The sequence below is a fragment of the Vogesella facilis genome (assembly GCF_042648525.1).
Taxonomy (GTDB): Bacteria; Pseudomonadota; Gammaproteobacteria; order Burkholderiales; family Chromobacteriaceae; genus Vogesella; species Vogesella facilis.
In genome coordinates this window covers 86,051-101,677 of record NZ_JBHRXN010000031.1, presented here as the reverse complement: position 1 = coordinate 101,677, position 15,627 = coordinate 86,051, and the positions used below count along the sequence as shown (strand labels likewise).

Here is a 15,627-nt window from a genome sequence, read left to right as displayed (position 1 = left end):
GTTTGGCTCCCCGAGCTGGGCTCGAACCAGCGACCTGCGGATTAACAGTCCGTCGCTCTACCAACTGAGCTATCAGGGAACACAAATTTACTGCACTGCTTGAAACTGGCTCCCCGAGCTGGGCTCGAACCAGCGACCTGCGGATTAACAGTCCGTCGCTCTACCAACTGAGCTATCAGGGATTCGTTTCAAGAGCTGCGCATTTTAGGCAGCACTTCGCTTTTCGTCAAGCCCGAAACCGGAAACTTTTCAGGCCTGACGGTACTTTCAGCGATTATCCGTCGTTGCGGGTCTGCACCTGCACCAGCTCAACCGGGGCGACATCGCTAGCTTCGCGCACCACTTCACGACGGCGCTTGCCCTTGGGTTCCTCTGCCACGTCAACGGCTTGCGGCTGTTCGCTGGCCGCACGTGTCGTCACCATGACCAAGCCACCCAGCTCGGCCGGTGCCGCTGCAACGGCGGCGGGCTCGATAACGGTGGCCGGCTGCTCCGGCTGAACCTCGGCAACTACGGCCTCGGCAACATCGGCCAGCTCGGCCGGTGCCTCGACAGCAACAGCTTCGACGGCAACGGCTTCGGCAACGACAACCGGGGCCGACTCTTCTGCCACTTCGGCCAGCTCCACCACCGCCTCGGCAGCGACCAGCGCCGGCTCGACCACGGCAACCGGGGTCACCTCTTCCGCCGCGACAGCAACTACTTCCTGTTCCGGCACGACAGCTTCCAGCGCCGCTTCGAGCGGCGCCGCGTCCGGCGCGGCAACGGCTTCAGCCACCACCTCGACAGCCTCGGACGCTACCGTTTCGCCGTCCACCGCGGCGACAGCGTCAGTCGACTCCGTCACCATGGCATCTGCCGCGGCTTCGCCATTGGCAACGTCATCGCGACGATCACGGCGCGAACGACGGCGACGACGCTCGCGCGGCTCGCGCTGCTGCTCGCCAGCCTCGGTCGGCTGCACCTGCTCGCTTGCAGCCACTGCTTCGGCGGCCTGCTCGGCCACGGCTTCGCCTGCCACCAGGCTGGCTTCAACGTTGGCCGCAACTTGCGCGTCCTTGTTGGCATCGCGGTTGCGCTCGCGGCGGCGCTCGTTGCGCGGCCCCTGCTCGCGGCCCTCACGTGCCACGTCGCCGTCTACGGCTTCGTTGCGCGGGGTGTTCTCACGCGGCTCGCGAACCTCGCGCGGCTCACGCTCACGACGCGGTGCGCGCTCCTGGCGCGGCGCCTGCTCGTCACGTGCAGCCGCCTCCTGTGCACCGCGACGACGCTCGTCCTGGCGCGGTTGGCGCTCTTCGCGATTGCCATCGCGACCAGCTTCGCGGTTACCGCGCTGCTCATCGCGCTCACGGCGCTGGCTGTTGCCGCTGCGGCGCTCGTTGCGCTGGCGCGGGCCACGCTGCTCGCGGGCTGCCGGCTTCTTGGCTTCCACCTTCGGCGCGACTACCGGTGCCGGCGCTTCTCCCAGCAAACCCTTGAACCAGCCGACAATCTTGCCCAGCAAGCCCTCACCTGCAGCAGCAACCGGTGCGGCTACCGGTGCCACAGCCTGCGGCTCGGCAGCCACCGGCGCCGGTTGGGCCGGGGTAATGCCTTTAACCGCCGCCTCCAGACGCTCCGGCTTGGCTTTTTCCTGGCCGAACGGCAGCACATCGGTCTGTTCCGGCATTTCTACGCGGCGATAGCTCGGCGCATCGCCAACATCGGCCAGGTCGTCGTGGCGTACGCGCACGATCTGGTAATGCGGCGTTTCCAGGTGCAGGTTGGGAATCAGCACCACAGCGACATCGAGGCGAGCCTCGATGGAGTAGATTTCGGCACGCTTCTCGTTCAGCAGGAAGGTGGCCACGTCTACGGGCACCTGTGCATGCACGGCGCCGGTGTTTTCCTTCATCGCCTCTTCCTGGATGATGCGCAGGATGTGCAGGGCGGAGGATTCGATACCGCGAATGAAGCCGATACCGTGACAACGCGGGCACGGCACGTGGCTGGTTTCACCCAGCGACGGCTGCAGGCGCTGACGGGAGAGTTCCAGCAGACCGAAGCGCGAAAGCTTGCCCATCTGTACACGGGCACGATCGTGCTTGAGCACGTCACGCAGACGGTTTTCCACGTCGCGCTGGTTCTTCGGGTTCTCCATGTCGATGAAGTCGATGACGATCAGGCCACCCAGGTCACGCAGACGCAGTTGACGGGCGATCTCTTCCGCCGCTTCCAGGTTGGTACGGAAAGCGGTGTCCTCGATGTCCGAGCCTTTGGTGGCGCGTGCCGAGTTCACGTCAACGGAAACCAGGGCTTCGGTGTGATCGATCACGATGGCGCCGCCGGACGGCAGGGTCACGGCACGCGAGAAGGCGGTTTCGATCTGGTGTTCGATCTGGAAACGGGAGAACAGCGGCACCGGGTCTTTGTACAGCTTCACGCGGCCAACGTTGTTGGGCATCACGTGGCTCATGAACTGGCGGGCCTGCTCGTAGATTTCCTCGGTATCGATGAGGATTTCGCCGATATCCGGCTGGAAATAATCGCGGATAGCGCGAATCACCAGGCTGCCTTCCTGCAGGATCAGGAACGGCGCGGACTGGGCACCGGCGGCACCGTCAACGGCGCGCCACAGTTGCAGCAGGTAGTTCAAGTCCCACTGCAGCTCTTCCAGATTGCGACCGATACCGGCGGTGCGGGCGATCAAGCTCATGCCGCCCGGCACTTCCAGTTGTGCCAGCAGATCTTTCAGTTCCTGACGCTCTTCACCCTCGATACGGCGCGAAACACCGCCGCCACGCGGGTTGTTCGGCATCAGCACCACATAGCGGCCAGCCAGACTGATATAGGTGGTGAGGGCGGCACCCTTGTTGCCACGCTCGTCTTTTTCCACCTGCACCACGACTTCCATGCCTTCGCGCAGTACGTCCTGGATACGCGGGCGGCCACCGTCGTAGTTCTGGAAATAGGAACGGGCAACTTCCTTGAACGGCAGGAAACCGTGACGCTCGGTACCGTAATCGACAAAGCAAGCCTCAAGGGACGGCTCGATCCGGGTGATCGTCCCCTTGTAGATATTGCCCTTGCGTTGCTCCTTGCCAACCGTCTCGATATCAAGATCGATGAGCTTTTGCCCATCAACAATGGCGACGCGGAGTTCTTCTGCCTGCGTCGCATTGAAAAGCATGCGTTTCATTAAAAATTCCCTGTGCGCACACTCACGCAAGGGTTACAGCAAGTATTTGACGGCCCAATGTGTGGGATGGGCGCATTCCGAAAGAAGCGTAAAGTAAAGAGCGCAATACAACGATGTACTAAGCCGACTTCCTGTCTAATGTCACGTGGCCCCCGGTAGCCGTGTACGGCTTCCGGCTTCTGGATTGCTCCCTCCGGCGAAAATAAACGCTGGCGGGAACGAATGGGGTGCGGCAGGCCACGCCGGGTCAAACTTTGCTGCAAACCCCGAAACTGGCTTGGCGTTGCGGGATGGGAACTGGCGTGAGTGCGTCATGCATGTAAATGCATTAACATCGCTACTTTGGGGTGAGCGAGACAACCTTGGCTGCGTCCGGGAAACCGGCGTCAGGTCTGACAATAAGCCAGCCGGCCAGTCGGTGTTGCGCAGCAGCGCCGCAAACATCCTGTCTGCGACCCTTTACCGGTGAGCTTTTCGCACGAAAGCCCGGCGAAAAGCCCACGAAGTATAAGCATTATGACTGACATTCGCAAAGATTCTGTAACCCTGCATCGCGTGGACGAAAACGGCGCCGAGCAGCGGCTGGACAACTACCTGGTCCGGCTCCTGCGCGGCGTTCCCAAAAGCCACATCTATCGCATCATCCGCTCCGGCGAAGTGCGCGTGAACAAGGGCCGCGCCAAGGCCGAAACCAAGCTGGCCGCCGGCGACGAGCTGCGCATCCCGCCGATCCGCGTCGCCGAGCGCCCATCCCAGGACGCGGTGCCCGGCTGCGAGTTTCCCATCGTGTTCGAAGACGATGCATTGCTGGTGATCGACAAGCCGGCCGGCGTGGCGGTACATGGCGGCAGCGGCGTGTCCTTCGGCGTGATCGAACAGCTGCGGCGCGCCCGCCCCGACGCCCGCTACCTGGAGCTGGTGCACCGGCTGGACCGCGAAACCTCCGGCCTGCTGATGATCGCCAAGAAGCGCTCGGCGCTGGTGAAGCTGCACGAGATGATACGCAACGACGTGCCGCAGAAGCGCTACTTCGCGCTGGGGCTGGGCAGCTGGCCGGCCGACGTGCGCCACGTCAAGCTGCCGCTGCACCGCTTCCACACCCCCAGCGGCGAACGCATGGTACGGGTGGACGCCGACCAGGGCATCTACGCGCACACCATTTTTAGCGTGCAACAGCGCTACCGGGGATTTACGCTGGTAGAGGCGCTGCTGCGCACCGGCCGCACGCACCAGATCCGCGTGCACATGCAGGCCAGCGGCTGCCCGATCGCCGGCGATGAAAAATACGGTGATTTTGCCGCCAACCGCGAGCTGCAAAAGCGCGGCCTCAAGCGCATGTTCCTGCATGCGGCCAACCTGGCGCTGCCGCACCCGCTCAGCGGCGAGCCGCTGACGCTGCACGCGCCGCTGCCGGCAGAACTGACCCGTTTTCTGGATACCCTGACACATGAAGCATGAACTTGATCTGATCGTGTTCGACTGGGACGGCACGCTGATGGACTCCACCGCCCACATCGTGCACTCCATCCAGGCCGCCTGCCGCGATCTGGGCTTGCCGACGCCGCCGCGCGAGCGCGCCAGCCACGTCATCGGCCTGGGGCTGGTGGATGCCATGCGCTACGTCTGCCCCGGCCTGCCGGAAAGCGGCTACCAGGACATGGTGCAGGCCTATCGCCACCACTACCTGTCCGGCGACGAGACCATCGAGCTGTTCGATGGCGTGGTGGAAGGCTTGGCCGCACTGGAAGACGCCGGCTACCTGCTAGCGGTCGCCACCGGCAAGAGCCGCGTCGGGCTGGACCGCGTGCTGGCCGCCACTGGCATTGGCAAGCACTTCCTCGCCACCCGCACCGTCGACGAGTGCCAGTCCAAGCCACACCCGGAAATGCTGCTGCAGATCACCGAGCAGCTGGGCATGCTGCCGGCACGCACGCTGATGGTGGGCGACACCACTCACGATCTGTTGATGGCCCGCAACGCCGGCACCATGGCCGCCGGCATGAGCTACGGCGCCCACCCGCTGGAAGACCTGGAAGACTGCGAACCGCGCGCCATCTTCCACAGTTTTGCCGAACTGCAGGCATGGCTGCTGTCCGGCAACTGATCGCCCGCAGCGAGCAGCTGCAAGACGGCGGCCGCGGCGTGCGCTTCGAAGTGCAGATTCCCGGCGAGACCGCACCGGCATTTGCCATTCGCAGCGGCGGCGCGGTACACGCCTACCTGAACCGCTGCCGCCACGTGCCCACCGAACTGGACTGGCAGGACGGCCGCTTCTTCGACAGCAGTGGCCAGTACCTGATCTGCAGCCTGCATGGTGCGCTGTACCTGCCGGATAGCGGCCAGTGCATCGCCGGCCCTTGCTACGGCCGCAGCCTGTTCAAGCTGCGGGTCGAAGAAGTCGACGGCCAGGTATACTACTTGCCCGTCATTGACAAGTGACTCGAGGACAACCTTGGAACACGAACCGCACTGGGAGCGCCAGCTGCTCGAAAAACTGGCCAGCGCCTGCCTGATCGAGCAACGCCGCGCGCGCCGCTGGAAAACCTTCTTTCGCCTGATGTGGCTGGGCGTTGCCATCGGCCTGCTGTTCTTGCTGTTCAGCAGCACGGGTTTCGAACGCGAACACACCGGCAAACACACCGCCATGGTGGCACTGGAAGGCGTGATCGACAGCCAGGGCCAGGCCGGCGCCAAGCTGCTAGAGGGCCTGAAGCAGGCCTACGACGACCCGAACACCCGCGGCATCATCATCCGCGCCAACAGCCCCGGCGGCAGCCCCGCGCTATCCGGCATCGCCAACGATGAAATCCGCCTGCTGAAAAAGCGCCACCCGGCAGTGCCGCTGTATGTGGTGGTGGAAGAGGTCTGCGCCTCCGGCTGCTACTACATCGCCGCCGCCGCCGACCGTATCTACGTCGACAAGGCCAGCCTGGTCGGCTCCATCGGCGTGATCTCCGAGGGCTTCGGCTTTGACAAGGCGATGGGCAAGCTCGGCATCGAACGCCGCCTGGCCACCGCCGGCAGCAACAAGGGCATGGGCGATCCGTTTTCGCCGCAGGATCCACGCCAGGAGGCCATCCGCCAGTCGCTGCTGAACGAGATCCACCAGCAGTTCATCGCCGTGGTGAAACAGGGCCGCGGCCAACGTTTGCACAATGATCCAGACCTGTTCAGCGGCCGGGTGTGGCTGGGCAGCAGCGCCATTCCGCTGGGGCTAGCCGACGGCCTGGGTTCGGTGAACTCGGTGGCGCGCGACATCATCAAGGCCGACACACTGGTGGACTACACGCCGGATGACGACTTTGCCAGCCGCATGGCGCGCCAGATCGGCGTGGTGTTCCGCGGCAGCGTGCAAACGCTGTTCGATAGCCGCTGGCGCTAAAGGTTGGCCGCAGGCCGCATTGTTCTACCCAGGGGGCAACACATGGCGCGACGCCGCAGGCAGGAAGAAGAACACGAGAATCACGAGCGCTGGCTGGTTTCCTACGCCGACTTCATCACCCTGCTGTTCGCCTTTTTCGTGGTGATGTACTCGATCTCGCAGGTGAACGAAGGCAAGTACCGCGTGCTGTCCAGCGCCATGGTGGACGCGTTCCGCGAAGGTAGCCTGGCGATTCAGGCCACGCCGCCGTCCGGCAGCGCCAACACCATGGTCGAGCTGCCCAACACCAAGCCGATCGCCACTGCAGTGAAAGGCGAAGCCCGGCTGCGCGAGCGGCAAAAACTGGAAACCCTGACCAGCGGTCTGGCCAAGACGCTGTCGCCGCTGATCCAGGGCGGACAGCTGTCGATGCGCCAGGACGACGAAGGCATTCATGTCGAGATCCGCGACACCGCGCTGTTCCCCGCCGGCCAGGCCACGCCACTGGGCAACTCGCCGCAGCTGCTGGCCGATGTCGCCCGCCAGCTCGCCAGCGTGGATAACCAGATCCGCGTGGAAGGCTTCACCGACAACACCCCGATCCGCAACGCGATGTACCCGTCCAACTGGGAGCTGTCCGCCGCGCGCGCCGGCAGCATCGTGCGCCTGTTCATGGAGAACGGCATTGCGCCGGAGCGGCTGGTCGCCGTTGGCCGCGCCGAAACCAAGCCCGCCGCCGACAACGCCAGCACCGAAGGCCGCGCCAAGAACCGCCGCGTGGCCATCACCATCATCTCCAATACCGCGCTGCCGCAGGATAGCCTGCCGGCAGGCGGCAACCGTGTACCCACTCCGTAACGGCTAGGCCGAGGAATCCATCATGACCACGCACATCACGCCGGCCGCCCTGGCGCAACTGTTTACCGATGCCCGCACCCACACCCACTGGCAGGAACGCCAGGTGAGCGAAGCCACGCTGCGCGAACTGTTCGACCTGCTGAAAATGGCGCCCACCAGCGCCAACTGCTCGCCGGCGCGCTTCGTGTTCGTACAGTCGCCGGAAGCCAAGGCCAGGCTCAAGCCCTGCCTGGCGCCGGGCAATGTCGACAAGACCATGCAGGCGCCGGTGACCGTCATCGTCGGCATGGACATGCAGTTCTACGAGCAGCTGCCCAAGCTGTACCCGCATGCCGACGCTCGCAGCTGGTTTGCCGGCAACGACGCGGTGATCCAGGGCACCGCCTTCCGCAACAGCTCGCTGCAGGGCGCCTACCTGATCATGGCGGCGCGCGCACTGGGACTGGATTGCGGACCGATGTCCGGCTTCGATGCCGCCACGCTGGAAGCCGCGTTCTTCCCGGACGGCAACATCAAGGCCAACTTCCTGATCAACCTGGGCTACGGCGAGGCCAGTAAGCTGCATGCGCGCTCGCCGCGTTTCGCCTTTGACGACGCCTGCCAGATCGTCTAACCCCAAGAAACATCGCGCCCGGTTATAATGCCGGGCGTTTTCATATCCCGGAGTCACCATGCTTTACCCGCTGCTACGCCCCTTGCTGTTCAAGACCGATGCCGAACAAGCGCATGAGATGACGCTGAAAATGCTGGATGTCGCCCACCAGCTGCAGCTCACCGGTCTGTTAGCCGGCAAGGTTGGCCGCAACCCGGTCAAGGCCATGGGACTCACCTTCCCCAACCCGGTCGGCCTCGCCGCCGGCCTGGACAAGAACGGCGACCATATCGACGCGCTGGCGGCGCTGAGCTTCGGCTTCATCGAGATCGGCACCATCACCCCGCGCCCACAGGACGGCAACCCCAAGCCGCGTCTGTTCCGTGTGCCGGAACACCGCGGCATCATCAACCGCATGGGCTTCAACAACAAGGGCGTGGACGTACTGCTGCAGAACGTGCGCCAGAGCCGCTTCAAGGGCATCCTCGGCATCAACATCGGCAAGAACGCCAGCACGCCGATCGAAAACGCTAAGGACGACTACCTGACCTGTCTGGACAAAGTGTACGAGTGCGCCAGCTACGTCACCGTCAATATCTCCTCGCCCAACACCAAGAACCTGCGCCAGCTGCAGCAGGCCGACGAGCTGTCCGACCTGCTGCTGGTGCTGAAGAACCGCCAGTCGCGCCTGGCCGACCAGTACGGCCGCTACGTGCCGCTGGCGGTGAAGATCGCGCCGGATCTGGACGATGAGCAGATCGAGGCCATCGGCCGCCTGCTGATGCAGCACCAGCTGGACGCGGTGATCGCCACCAACACCACGCTGTCGCGCAGCGAGATCGCCGGCCACCCGCTGGAAAACGAGGCCGGCGGCCTGTCCGGCGCACCGGTGCGCGAGCGCTCCACCCAGCTGATCCGCAAGCTGGCGCGCACGCTGGACGGCGCACTGCCCATCATCGGCGTGGGCGGCATCCTGTGCGGCGAGGACGCCAAGGAGAAGATCGACGCCGGCGCCACGCTGGTGCAGCTGTATTCCGGCCTGATCTACCGCGGCCCGGGGCTGATTGCCGAGTGCGCCAACGCGCTGCAATCGCGCTAGCCTGCGGCCAACCTGGCAATGCAAAAGCCCGCCTAGGCGGGCTTTGTCGTGTCTGGCGGCCGGCTCAGGCGCCGTCGGCGGGCGACGGAAACGCCACCCAGCGGCCTTCCACCAGCTTCTCCAGCGGCTGGTAGCGCTGCTTGTACACCATTTTGGGCGATTCGCCGATCCAGTAGCCGAGGTAGACGTGCGGCAGCCCCAGGCTGCGCGCCAGCTCCACCTGCCACAACACGCCATACACGCCATAGGCGGCGCCGCCGATGTCCGGGTCGAAGAAGGTGTACACCGCCGACAGGCCGTCATCCAGCCGGTCGATCAGGCTGACCATGCGCAGCACGCCGGCCTCGCGGAACTCCACCAGCCAGCTCTCCACCCGGCTCTTCAGGATGAATTCGGCGTACTGCGCCGGATCGTCCTCCGACATGCCGCCGCCATCGTGGCGCGCCTTCTGGTAGCGGCAGTACAGCTGGTAGTGCTCTTCGACAAACGTCAGCGGCAGGATGCTGCTGGCAAGGTTGCCATGCCGGCGATAGGTGCGCCGCTGGCTGCGATCCGGCACAAAGTGCGCCACCGGGATGCGCACCGGGATGCAGGCATGGCAGTCATCGCAGTAGGGACGGTAGGTAAAGTGGCCGCTGCGGCGAAAGCCAAGACCGACCAGCTTGGAATAGACGCTGCTGTCGATGGCATCCGCCGGGATCGCCACCTGCGAGCGCGCCTGCCTGGCGTCCAGATAGCTGCAGGCATACGGCGCGGTGGCATAGAAATGAATGATGGCTACAGCATCGTCACGATGGCTCATTGCAAAACTCGGTGGCCCACAGGGCAGCTGGTGCTGGCTGTACGGTATACGTTTCGAGTCTAGCAACAAATTCGTCACGGTGGACGAGATGCGCACCCAGGCTTTCCAGGTGCGGCGTAAACATCTGGCAGTCGATCATGCCGAAACCATGAGCAAACAGGCATTCCGCCGCGCGCACCAGCGCGATCTTGGAGGCATCGCTGACCCGGTGGAACATCGACTCGCCATAGAACATGCGGCCAACGGCCACGCCGTACAGGCCGCCCACCAGCCGGCCCTGCTGCCAGACTTCGGCGGAGTGGGCATGGCCGGCGGCATGCAGCGCGCAGTAGGCGGCGATCATGTCCTCGGTGATCCAGGTGCCGGACTGGCCATCGCGCGGCGCCGCGCATTCGCGCACCACTTGCTCGAAAGCGCTATCGAAACGGAAGGTGTAAGGCTTGTTGCGCAGCGCCTTGGCCAGCGAGCGGGTGACCCGCAGGCCGCCGGGCTCCAGCACCATGCGCTGCGATGGCGCCCACCACAGTATCGGGTCGCCGGGAGAAAACCAGGGAAAGATGCCGTGCAGGTAGCCGGCCAGCAGCCGGCCACTGGAAAGATCGCCGCCGGCGGCCAGCAGCCCGTCCGGCTCGGTTAATGCGCGCGTCAGCGGAGGAAAGACGTAGGCATCACCCAGAATGGGGATCATCTGCGGTAGGTTTTGTGCTCGGCGCTGGCGCACTCGCTGCATTCGCCATACAGGTACAGCGAGTGCTCTTGGATGGTAAAGCCGTGCGCAGCGGCAATGCGGTTTTGCAGCTCTTCGATCTGCGGATCGAAGAATTCGGTCACCTTGCCGCAGCGGTAGCACACCATGTGATCGTGATGGCCGCCTTCGTTCAGCTCGTACACCGCCTTGCCGGATTCGAAATGGTGGCGCACCAGAATGCCGGCCTGCTCGAACTGGGTCAGCACCCGGTAAATGGTGGCCAGGCCGATGTCCGCATCCTCGGCCAGCAGTTTCTTGTACACGTCCTCAGCCGACAGGTGGCGGTCGCTGCTGGTTTCAAACAGATCGAGAATGCGCAGGCGCGGACCGGTGGCTTTCAGGCCGATGCCCTTCAGGTGGCTGGCTTTGTTCATGTGATTTGCGGTGTATATCGTGGTTGGCGGTCTTCCAGTATGATAAAGCCTTTCAGCAGATTCCCCAAATGTGAAGGTTCTCATGGCAAAACTGCTCAAGCCCGTGCTGATGCTGTCTGTGCTGTTGCTGGCAGGCTGCAGCAGCCTCAACCCGATGAACTGGTTTACCGCGCACCGCATGGATATCCAGCAGGGTAACTACGTGACCGAAGACGCGGTAGCCCGCGTCAAGCCGGGCATGAACCGCTCGCAGGTGCGCTTCCTGCTGGGCACCCCGCTGCTTACCGATATTTTCCACGCCAACCGCTGGGACTACGTGTACCGCATCGAGCGCCCGGGCAAGCCCGCCGAGGAAAAGAACCTGGTGGTGTACTTCAACGCCAATGACCAGGTAGAACGCGTTGACGGCCAGGCCTTCCCGGCACTGCGTCCGCAACTGGAAGCCAGCAACCCGATTGGACAAGCCAAGCAATGAGTACCCTGAACGTCGTTATCGTCGGCGCTGGCGGCCGCATGGGCCGCACGCTGATCGAATCCGTCCTTGATGCTGCCGACACCCGCCTGCACGCCGCGCTGGAGCGCGAAGGCTCCCCGTTCATCGGCCAGGATGCCGGCCTGTTCATGGGCCGCGACACCGGCGTCAAGATCAGCAGCGACTTCAACGCCGCGCTGGCCGGCGCCGATGTAGTGATCGACTTCACCCGTCCGGAAGGCACGCTGGCGCACATGGCCGCCTGCGTGGAGCGCAACGTGCAGCTGATCATCGGCACCACCGGCTTTGACGATGCCGGCAAGGCCACCATCAAGGCCGCCGCCGACAAGATCGGCATCGTGTTTGCGGCCAACTTCAGCGTGGGGGTGAACCTCACCTTCAAGCTGCTGGACATGGCCGCCCGCGTGCTGAACGAAGGCTACGACATCGAGATCACCGAAGCGCACCACCGCTTCAAGGTAGATGCACCGTCCGGTACCGCGCTGCGCATGGGCGAAGTGGTAGCCGAAGCACTCGGCCGCGATCTGAAACAATGCGCGGTATACGGCCGCGAAGGCGTCACCGGTGAACGTGACCCGGGCACCATCGGCTTTGCCACCGTGCGCGCCGGCGACGTGGTGGGCGACCACACCGTGCTGTTCGCCGCCCTGGGCGAGCGCGTGGAAATCACCCACAAGGCTTCCAGCCGCGCCACCTTCGCCAATGGCGCCGTCCGCGCCGCCAAATGGCTGGCCGCCAAGCCGCACGGCCTGTTCGACATGCAGGACGTACTTGGCCTGCGCTAAGCCCGCCCGATGAGCACCCGCTCGTGGTTACTGCTACTGGCCAGCCTTACCGGGCTGGCCAGTGTCATTTCACTGCTCGCCGGCCACGATGCCGCCAGCAGCATCGCCGCCTTGCTGCAGCTGCCGGGCCACGATCCGCTGCAGCGCACGCTACTGCTGGAGCTGCGCCTGCCGCGCGTCGTCAGCGCCGCCGCCGCCGGTGCGTTGCTGGCCTGTGCCGGCCTGGCGATCCAGGCGCGGTTTCACAATGATCTGGCCGAGCCCGGCCTGATCGGCATCTCCGGCGGCGGTGCACTGGCCGCCGCGCTGGCGCTGGCCGCCGCCTGGCCGGCGCAGCTGGTCTCCGTGGCGGCCTTTGCCGGCGCCACGCTGGCGCTGCTGGCGATCCAGACTCTGGCGCACGGCCGCGCCGCCGCCAAGCTGCTACTGGCCGGCGTGGCAGTCAATGCGCTGTGCGGCAGCCTGCTGACCCTGCTGATCACCACCCTGCCCGATGGCGGCCTGCGCAATGTCACCTTCTGGCTGATGGGCAGCTTTGCCGGCGCCAGCGGCAGCCAGGCCATGCTGTTGCTGGCGGCCGCCGGCCTGATCGCCTGGCGGCTGTGGCGACAGGCACCCTTCCTGCAGGCGCTGCAGCTGGGCGACCGCGCCGCGTTCTACGGCGGCTTCAACGTTGGCCGCGAAGGCTGGCACACGGTGCTGCTGGCCACCCTGGCCTGCGGCCTGGTGGTGGCGCAATGCGGCATGGTGGGCTTCATCGGCCTGATGGCGCCGCACATCCTGCGTCGCCTGATCGGCCTGCAGCTGCGGCCGCTGCTGCTGCTCACCCCGCTGGCCGGCGCTCTGCTGGCGGTGCTGGCCGACCTGATCGCCAGTCAAGCGCTGTACCCGGCCGAACTACCGGTGGGCGTGATTACCAGCCTGGCCGGCGCGCCGTTCTTCCTCTACCTGCTAGCCAGACAGCGAGGCGCCCATGCTTGAAGCGCGCGCCCTGAGCCTGCAGCAGCCGGCCCGGCTGGAGGATGTCAGCGCCACGCTGCGGCCGGGCGAGTTCAGCGTCATCCTCGGCCCCAACGGCGCCGGCAAAAGTACCCTGCTGCACCTGCTGGGTGGCGCCATCCGCCCGCAGTCGGGCGCGGTATGGCTGGATGGCAAGCCGCTGGCCGCGCTGTCTGCCGCCCAGCTGGCACAGCAGCGCGCGCTGGTGGAGCAGCAGCCGGCACGGCCGGCCGGCATGGCGGTGGACACCCTGCTGACCATCGGCGTCAGCGGGCACAACCCGGCGGCCCGGCAGCAGGCCATCGACTACGCCTGCATTCACAATCTGCTGCACCGCGACTGCGCCAACCTGTCCGGCGGCGAGCTGGCCCGCGTCCATCTGGCCCGCGCCTTGCACCAACTACTGAGCAGTCATAGAGCTTCGCGCTACCTGCTGCTGGATGAACCCACCGCCGCACTGGACATCGGTGCGGCCAACCTGCAGCTGGCCAGCCTGCGGCAGATCGCCCGGCAACACCAGCTGGGCATGGTGGCGGTGCTGCACGATGTCAATCTGGCGGTGCAGCACGCCGACCGGGTGCTGCTGCTGAAAGCCGGCCGCACCGTGGCCTGCGGCACGGCCGACGAGACGCTGCAGCTGCCGCTGCTGCAAGCGCTGTACGATACGCCGCTGCGCGAATTGCACGACGCCGCCGGCCGCCGCGCCTTTATCGCCGGCTAGCGCCGCGCTGCGGTGCCAAAACAATCAGGCCGGGCAACTGCCCGGCCTGATTGTTTGCTGCTGCGGCCAACCTTCACGCCATGGCCGGCACTTCCGACTTCACCTCGTAGCGCTGCTGCACGCTGCCGTCGACATCTACGCTTTCCAGTCGCACGTCAAAGCCCCACAGCCGCGCCACGTGTTTGAGCACCTCCTGCGCGCTGCCGTCATCCAGCGGCTTGCGGTTGTGGCGGCTATGGCGCAGCGTCAGGCTGCGGTCGCCGCGCACGTTTACCGACCATACCTGGATGTTCGGCTCGCGCGAACCCAGATTGTATTGCTCGGACAGCATGGTGCGGATGCGACGGTAGCCGGCGTCGTCATGGATGGCGGCCACTTCCAGCTTGTCGTCCTGATCGTCGTCGCGAATGGCAAAGAAGCGGAAGTCGCGAATCAGCTTGGGCGACAGGTATTGCGAGATGAAGCTTTCGTCCTTGAAGTTCTTCATCGCGAATTCCAGCACCGGGCGCCACGGCTGGCCGGCGATGTCTGGGAACCATTCGCGGTCCTCGGCGGTAGGCTGCTCGCAGATGCGCTTGATGTCCTGGTACATGGAGAAGCCCAGCGCGTACGGGTTGATGCCGTTGTACCAGCGCGCGGTCACCGGCGGCTGGTACACCACGTTGGTGTGGCTTTGCAGGAATTCCATCATGAAGCCATCGGTGACCAGCCCTTTCTCGAACAGACGGTTGAGGATGGTGTAGTGCCAGAAGGTGGCCCAGCCCTCGTTCATCACCTGGGTTTGGCGCTGCGGGTAAAAATACTGCGCCACCTTGCGCACGATGCGCACGATCTCGCGCTGCCACGGCTCCAGCAGCGGCGCGGATTTCTCGATGAAATACAGGATGTTTTCCTGCGGCTCGGCCGGGAAACGCGGTGCGGCGCGGTTGCTGTCGTCGCGTTCACGGCGCGGAATGGTGCGCCACAGATCGTTGACCTGCGTCTGCAGGTATTGCTCGCGCTCGTGCAGCCGCGCCTGCTCCTCGGCCAGCGACAGCTTCTGCGGCCGCTTGTAGCGATCAACGCCGTAGTTCATCAGCGCGTGGCAGGAATCCAGCAGCTCTTCCACCGCTTCGATGCCATAGCGCTCCTCGCAGCGGCTGATGTACTGCTTGGCAAACACCAGGTAGTCAATGATGGCCGAGGCATCGGTCCAGGTACGGAACAGGTAGTTGCCCTTGAAGAAGCTGTTGTGGCCATAGGCGGCGTGCGCGATCACCAGCGCCTGCATGGTCATGGAGTTTTCTTCCATCAGGTAGGCGATGCAGGGGTTGGAGTTGATCACGATCTCGTACGCCAGGCCCATCTGGCCGCGCTTGTAGCCTTTCTCGGTAGAGACGAAATGCTTGCCGAAGCTCCAGTGGTGATAATTCACCGGCATGCCCACCGACGAGTAGGCATCCATCATCTGCTCGGCGGTGATGATCTCCAGCTGGTTGGGGTAGCAATCCAGCTGGAACTCTTCCAGGGCAATCACGCGGATCGCCTTGTCGTACTCGTTGATCAGGTCGAAGGTCCATTCGGACCCGGTAGAGATGGGTTTCATGCGCTCTCCCTCCCCTTGTGCGCTGCGGCCAA

16 protein-coding genes and 2 tRNA genes are annotated in these 15,627 nt (G+C 64.7%); 11 read left to right on the top strand and 7 right to left on the bottom strand.

Annotation, left to right across the window (positions count from 1 at the left end):
- Positions 1 to 3 precede the first annotated feature (3 nt).
- From ACFOLG_RS11695 to ACFOLG_RS11685, 3 genes are all read right to left on the bottom strand, one after another.
- Positions 4 to 79 (bottom strand) — tRNA-Asn (locus tag ACFOLG_RS11695).
- Positions 80 to 106: 27 nt separating this feature from the next.
- Positions 107 to 182, bottom strand: a tRNA-Asn gene (locus ACFOLG_RS11690).
- A gap of 92 nt (positions 183 to 274) precedes the next feature.
- Positions 275 to 3,178 carry an Rne/Rng family ribonuclease gene (locus ACFOLG_RS11685; RefSeq protein ID WP_386091925.1) on the bottom strand — a complete coding sequence of 968 codons (2,904 nt, stop codon included), beginning with the start codon at positions 3,176 to 3,178 and terminating at the stop codon, positions 275 to 277.
- A gap of 516 nt (positions 3,179 to 3,694) precedes the next feature.
- Between ACFOLG_RS11685 and ACFOLG_RS11680 the strand changes: the two genes are divergently transcribed.
- The 7 genes from ACFOLG_RS11680 to ACFOLG_RS11650 are packed head-to-tail and all read left to right on the top strand — an operon-like array spanning position 3,695 to position 9,088.
- Positions 3,695 to 4,636 carry an RluA family pseudouridine synthase gene (locus ACFOLG_RS11680; RefSeq protein ID WP_386091924.1) on the top strand — a complete coding sequence of 314 codons (942 nt, stop codon included), beginning with the start codon at positions 3,695 to 3,697 and terminating at the stop codon, positions 4,634 to 4,636.
- Positions 4,626 to 5,282 (top strand): HAD-IA family hydrolase, encoded by a 657-nt coding sequence (locus tag ACFOLG_RS11675; protein ID WP_386091922.1) that lies wholly within the window; start codon positions 4,626 to 4,628, stop codon positions 5,280 to 5,282. Before ACFOLG_RS11680 ends, ACFOLG_RS11675 begins: the two co-directional genes overlap by 11 nt.
- Positions 5,261 to 5,617, top strand: a complete 357-nt coding sequence (locus ACFOLG_RS11670) for a Rieske (2Fe-2S) protein (RefSeq protein WP_386091920.1) — start codon at positions 5,261 to 5,263, stop codon at positions 5,615 to 5,617. Before ACFOLG_RS11675 ends, ACFOLG_RS11670 begins: the two co-directional genes overlap by 22 nt.
- 13 nt (positions 5,618 to 5,630) lie before the next feature.
- Positions 5,631 to 6,560 (top strand): S49 family peptidase, encoded by a 930-nt coding sequence (locus ACFOLG_RS11665; RefSeq protein WP_386091918.1) that lies wholly within the window; start codon positions 5,631 to 5,633, stop codon positions 6,558 to 6,560.
- A gap of 42 nt (positions 6,561 to 6,602) precedes the next feature.
- Complete coding sequence (gene motD / locus ACFOLG_RS11660; protein ID WP_386091916.1) at positions 6,603 to 7,397, top strand: flagellar motor protein MotD; 795 nt, start codon at positions 6,603 to 6,605, stop codon at positions 7,395 to 7,397.
- Between the two features lie 22 nt (positions 7,398 to 7,419).
- Positions 7,420 to 8,010 (top strand): malonic semialdehyde reductase, encoded by a 591-nt coding sequence (locus tag ACFOLG_RS11655; RefSeq protein WP_386091914.1) that lies wholly within the window; start codon positions 7,420 to 7,422, stop codon positions 8,008 to 8,010.
- Positions 8,011 to 8,068: 58 nt separating this feature from the next.
- Entirely contained in the window at positions 8,069 to 9,088 is a 1,020-nt protein-coding gene (locus tag ACFOLG_RS11650; RefSeq protein ID WP_386091912.1) for a quinone-dependent dihydroorotate dehydrogenase, read from the top strand.
- A gap of 64 nt (positions 9,089 to 9,152) precedes the next feature.
- On the opposite strand, the gene ACFOLG_RS11645 is transcribed toward ACFOLG_RS11650, so the two are convergent.
- From ACFOLG_RS11645 to fur, 3 genes are read right to left on the bottom strand one after another with little or no spacing between them, the layout of a single operon-like run.
- Positions 9,153 to 9,890, bottom strand: a complete 738-nt coding sequence (locus tag ACFOLG_RS11645) for an arginyltransferase (RefSeq protein WP_386091910.1) — start codon at positions 9,888 to 9,890, stop codon at positions 9,153 to 9,155.
- Entirely contained in the window at positions 9,877 to 10,578 is a 702-nt protein-coding gene (aat, locus tag ACFOLG_RS11640) for a leucyl/phenylalanyl-tRNA--protein transferase (RefSeq protein ID WP_386091908.1), read from the bottom strand. The genes ACFOLG_RS11645 and aat overlap by 14 nt, the downstream gene beginning before the upstream one ends.
- Complete coding sequence (fur, locus tag ACFOLG_RS11635; RefSeq protein WP_386091906.1) at positions 10,575 to 11,012, bottom strand: ferric iron uptake transcriptional regulator; 438 nt, start codon at positions 11,010 to 11,012, stop codon at positions 10,575 to 10,577. Before fur ends, aat begins: the two co-directional genes overlap by 4 nt.
- A gap of 82 nt (positions 11,013 to 11,094) precedes the next feature.
- Here fur and ACFOLG_RS11630 point away from each other — a divergent pair, with 82 nt between their 5' ends.
- From ACFOLG_RS11630 to ACFOLG_RS11615, 4 genes are read left to right on the top strand one after another with little or no spacing between them, the layout of a single operon-like run.
- Positions 11,095 to 11,487 carry an outer membrane protein assembly factor BamE gene (locus ACFOLG_RS11630; protein WP_386091905.1) on the top strand — a complete coding sequence of 131 codons (393 nt, stop codon included), beginning with the start codon at positions 11,095 to 11,097 and terminating at the stop codon, positions 11,485 to 11,487.
- On the top strand, positions 11,484 to 12,290 hold the full coding sequence (gene dapB, locus ACFOLG_RS11625; protein ID WP_386091903.1) for a 4-hydroxy-tetrahydrodipicolinate reductase: 807 nt from the start codon (positions 11,484 to 11,486) through the stop codon (positions 12,288 to 12,290). Before ACFOLG_RS11630 ends, dapB begins: the two co-directional genes overlap by 4 nt.
- Before the next feature lie 9 nt (positions 12,291 to 12,299).
- Entirely contained in the window at positions 12,300 to 13,271 is a 972-nt protein-coding gene (locus ACFOLG_RS11620; RefSeq protein WP_386091901.1) for a FecCD family ABC transporter permease, read from the top strand.
- A complete protein-coding gene (locus ACFOLG_RS11615; protein WP_386091899.1) occupies positions 13,264 to 14,010 on the top strand; it encodes an ABC transporter ATP-binding protein in 747 nt (248 codons plus the stop codon). Before ACFOLG_RS11620 ends, ACFOLG_RS11615 begins: the two co-directional genes overlap by 8 nt.
- Before the next feature lie 73 nt (positions 14,011 to 14,083).
- Here the strand turns inward: ACFOLG_RS11615 and ACFOLG_RS11610 are convergent, their stop codons facing one another.
- Entirely contained in the window at positions 14,084 to 15,595 is a 1,512-nt protein-coding gene (locus tag ACFOLG_RS11610; RefSeq protein WP_386091897.1) for a SpoVR family protein, read from the bottom strand.
- Between the last annotated feature and the right edge of the window lie 32 nt (positions 15,596 to 15,627).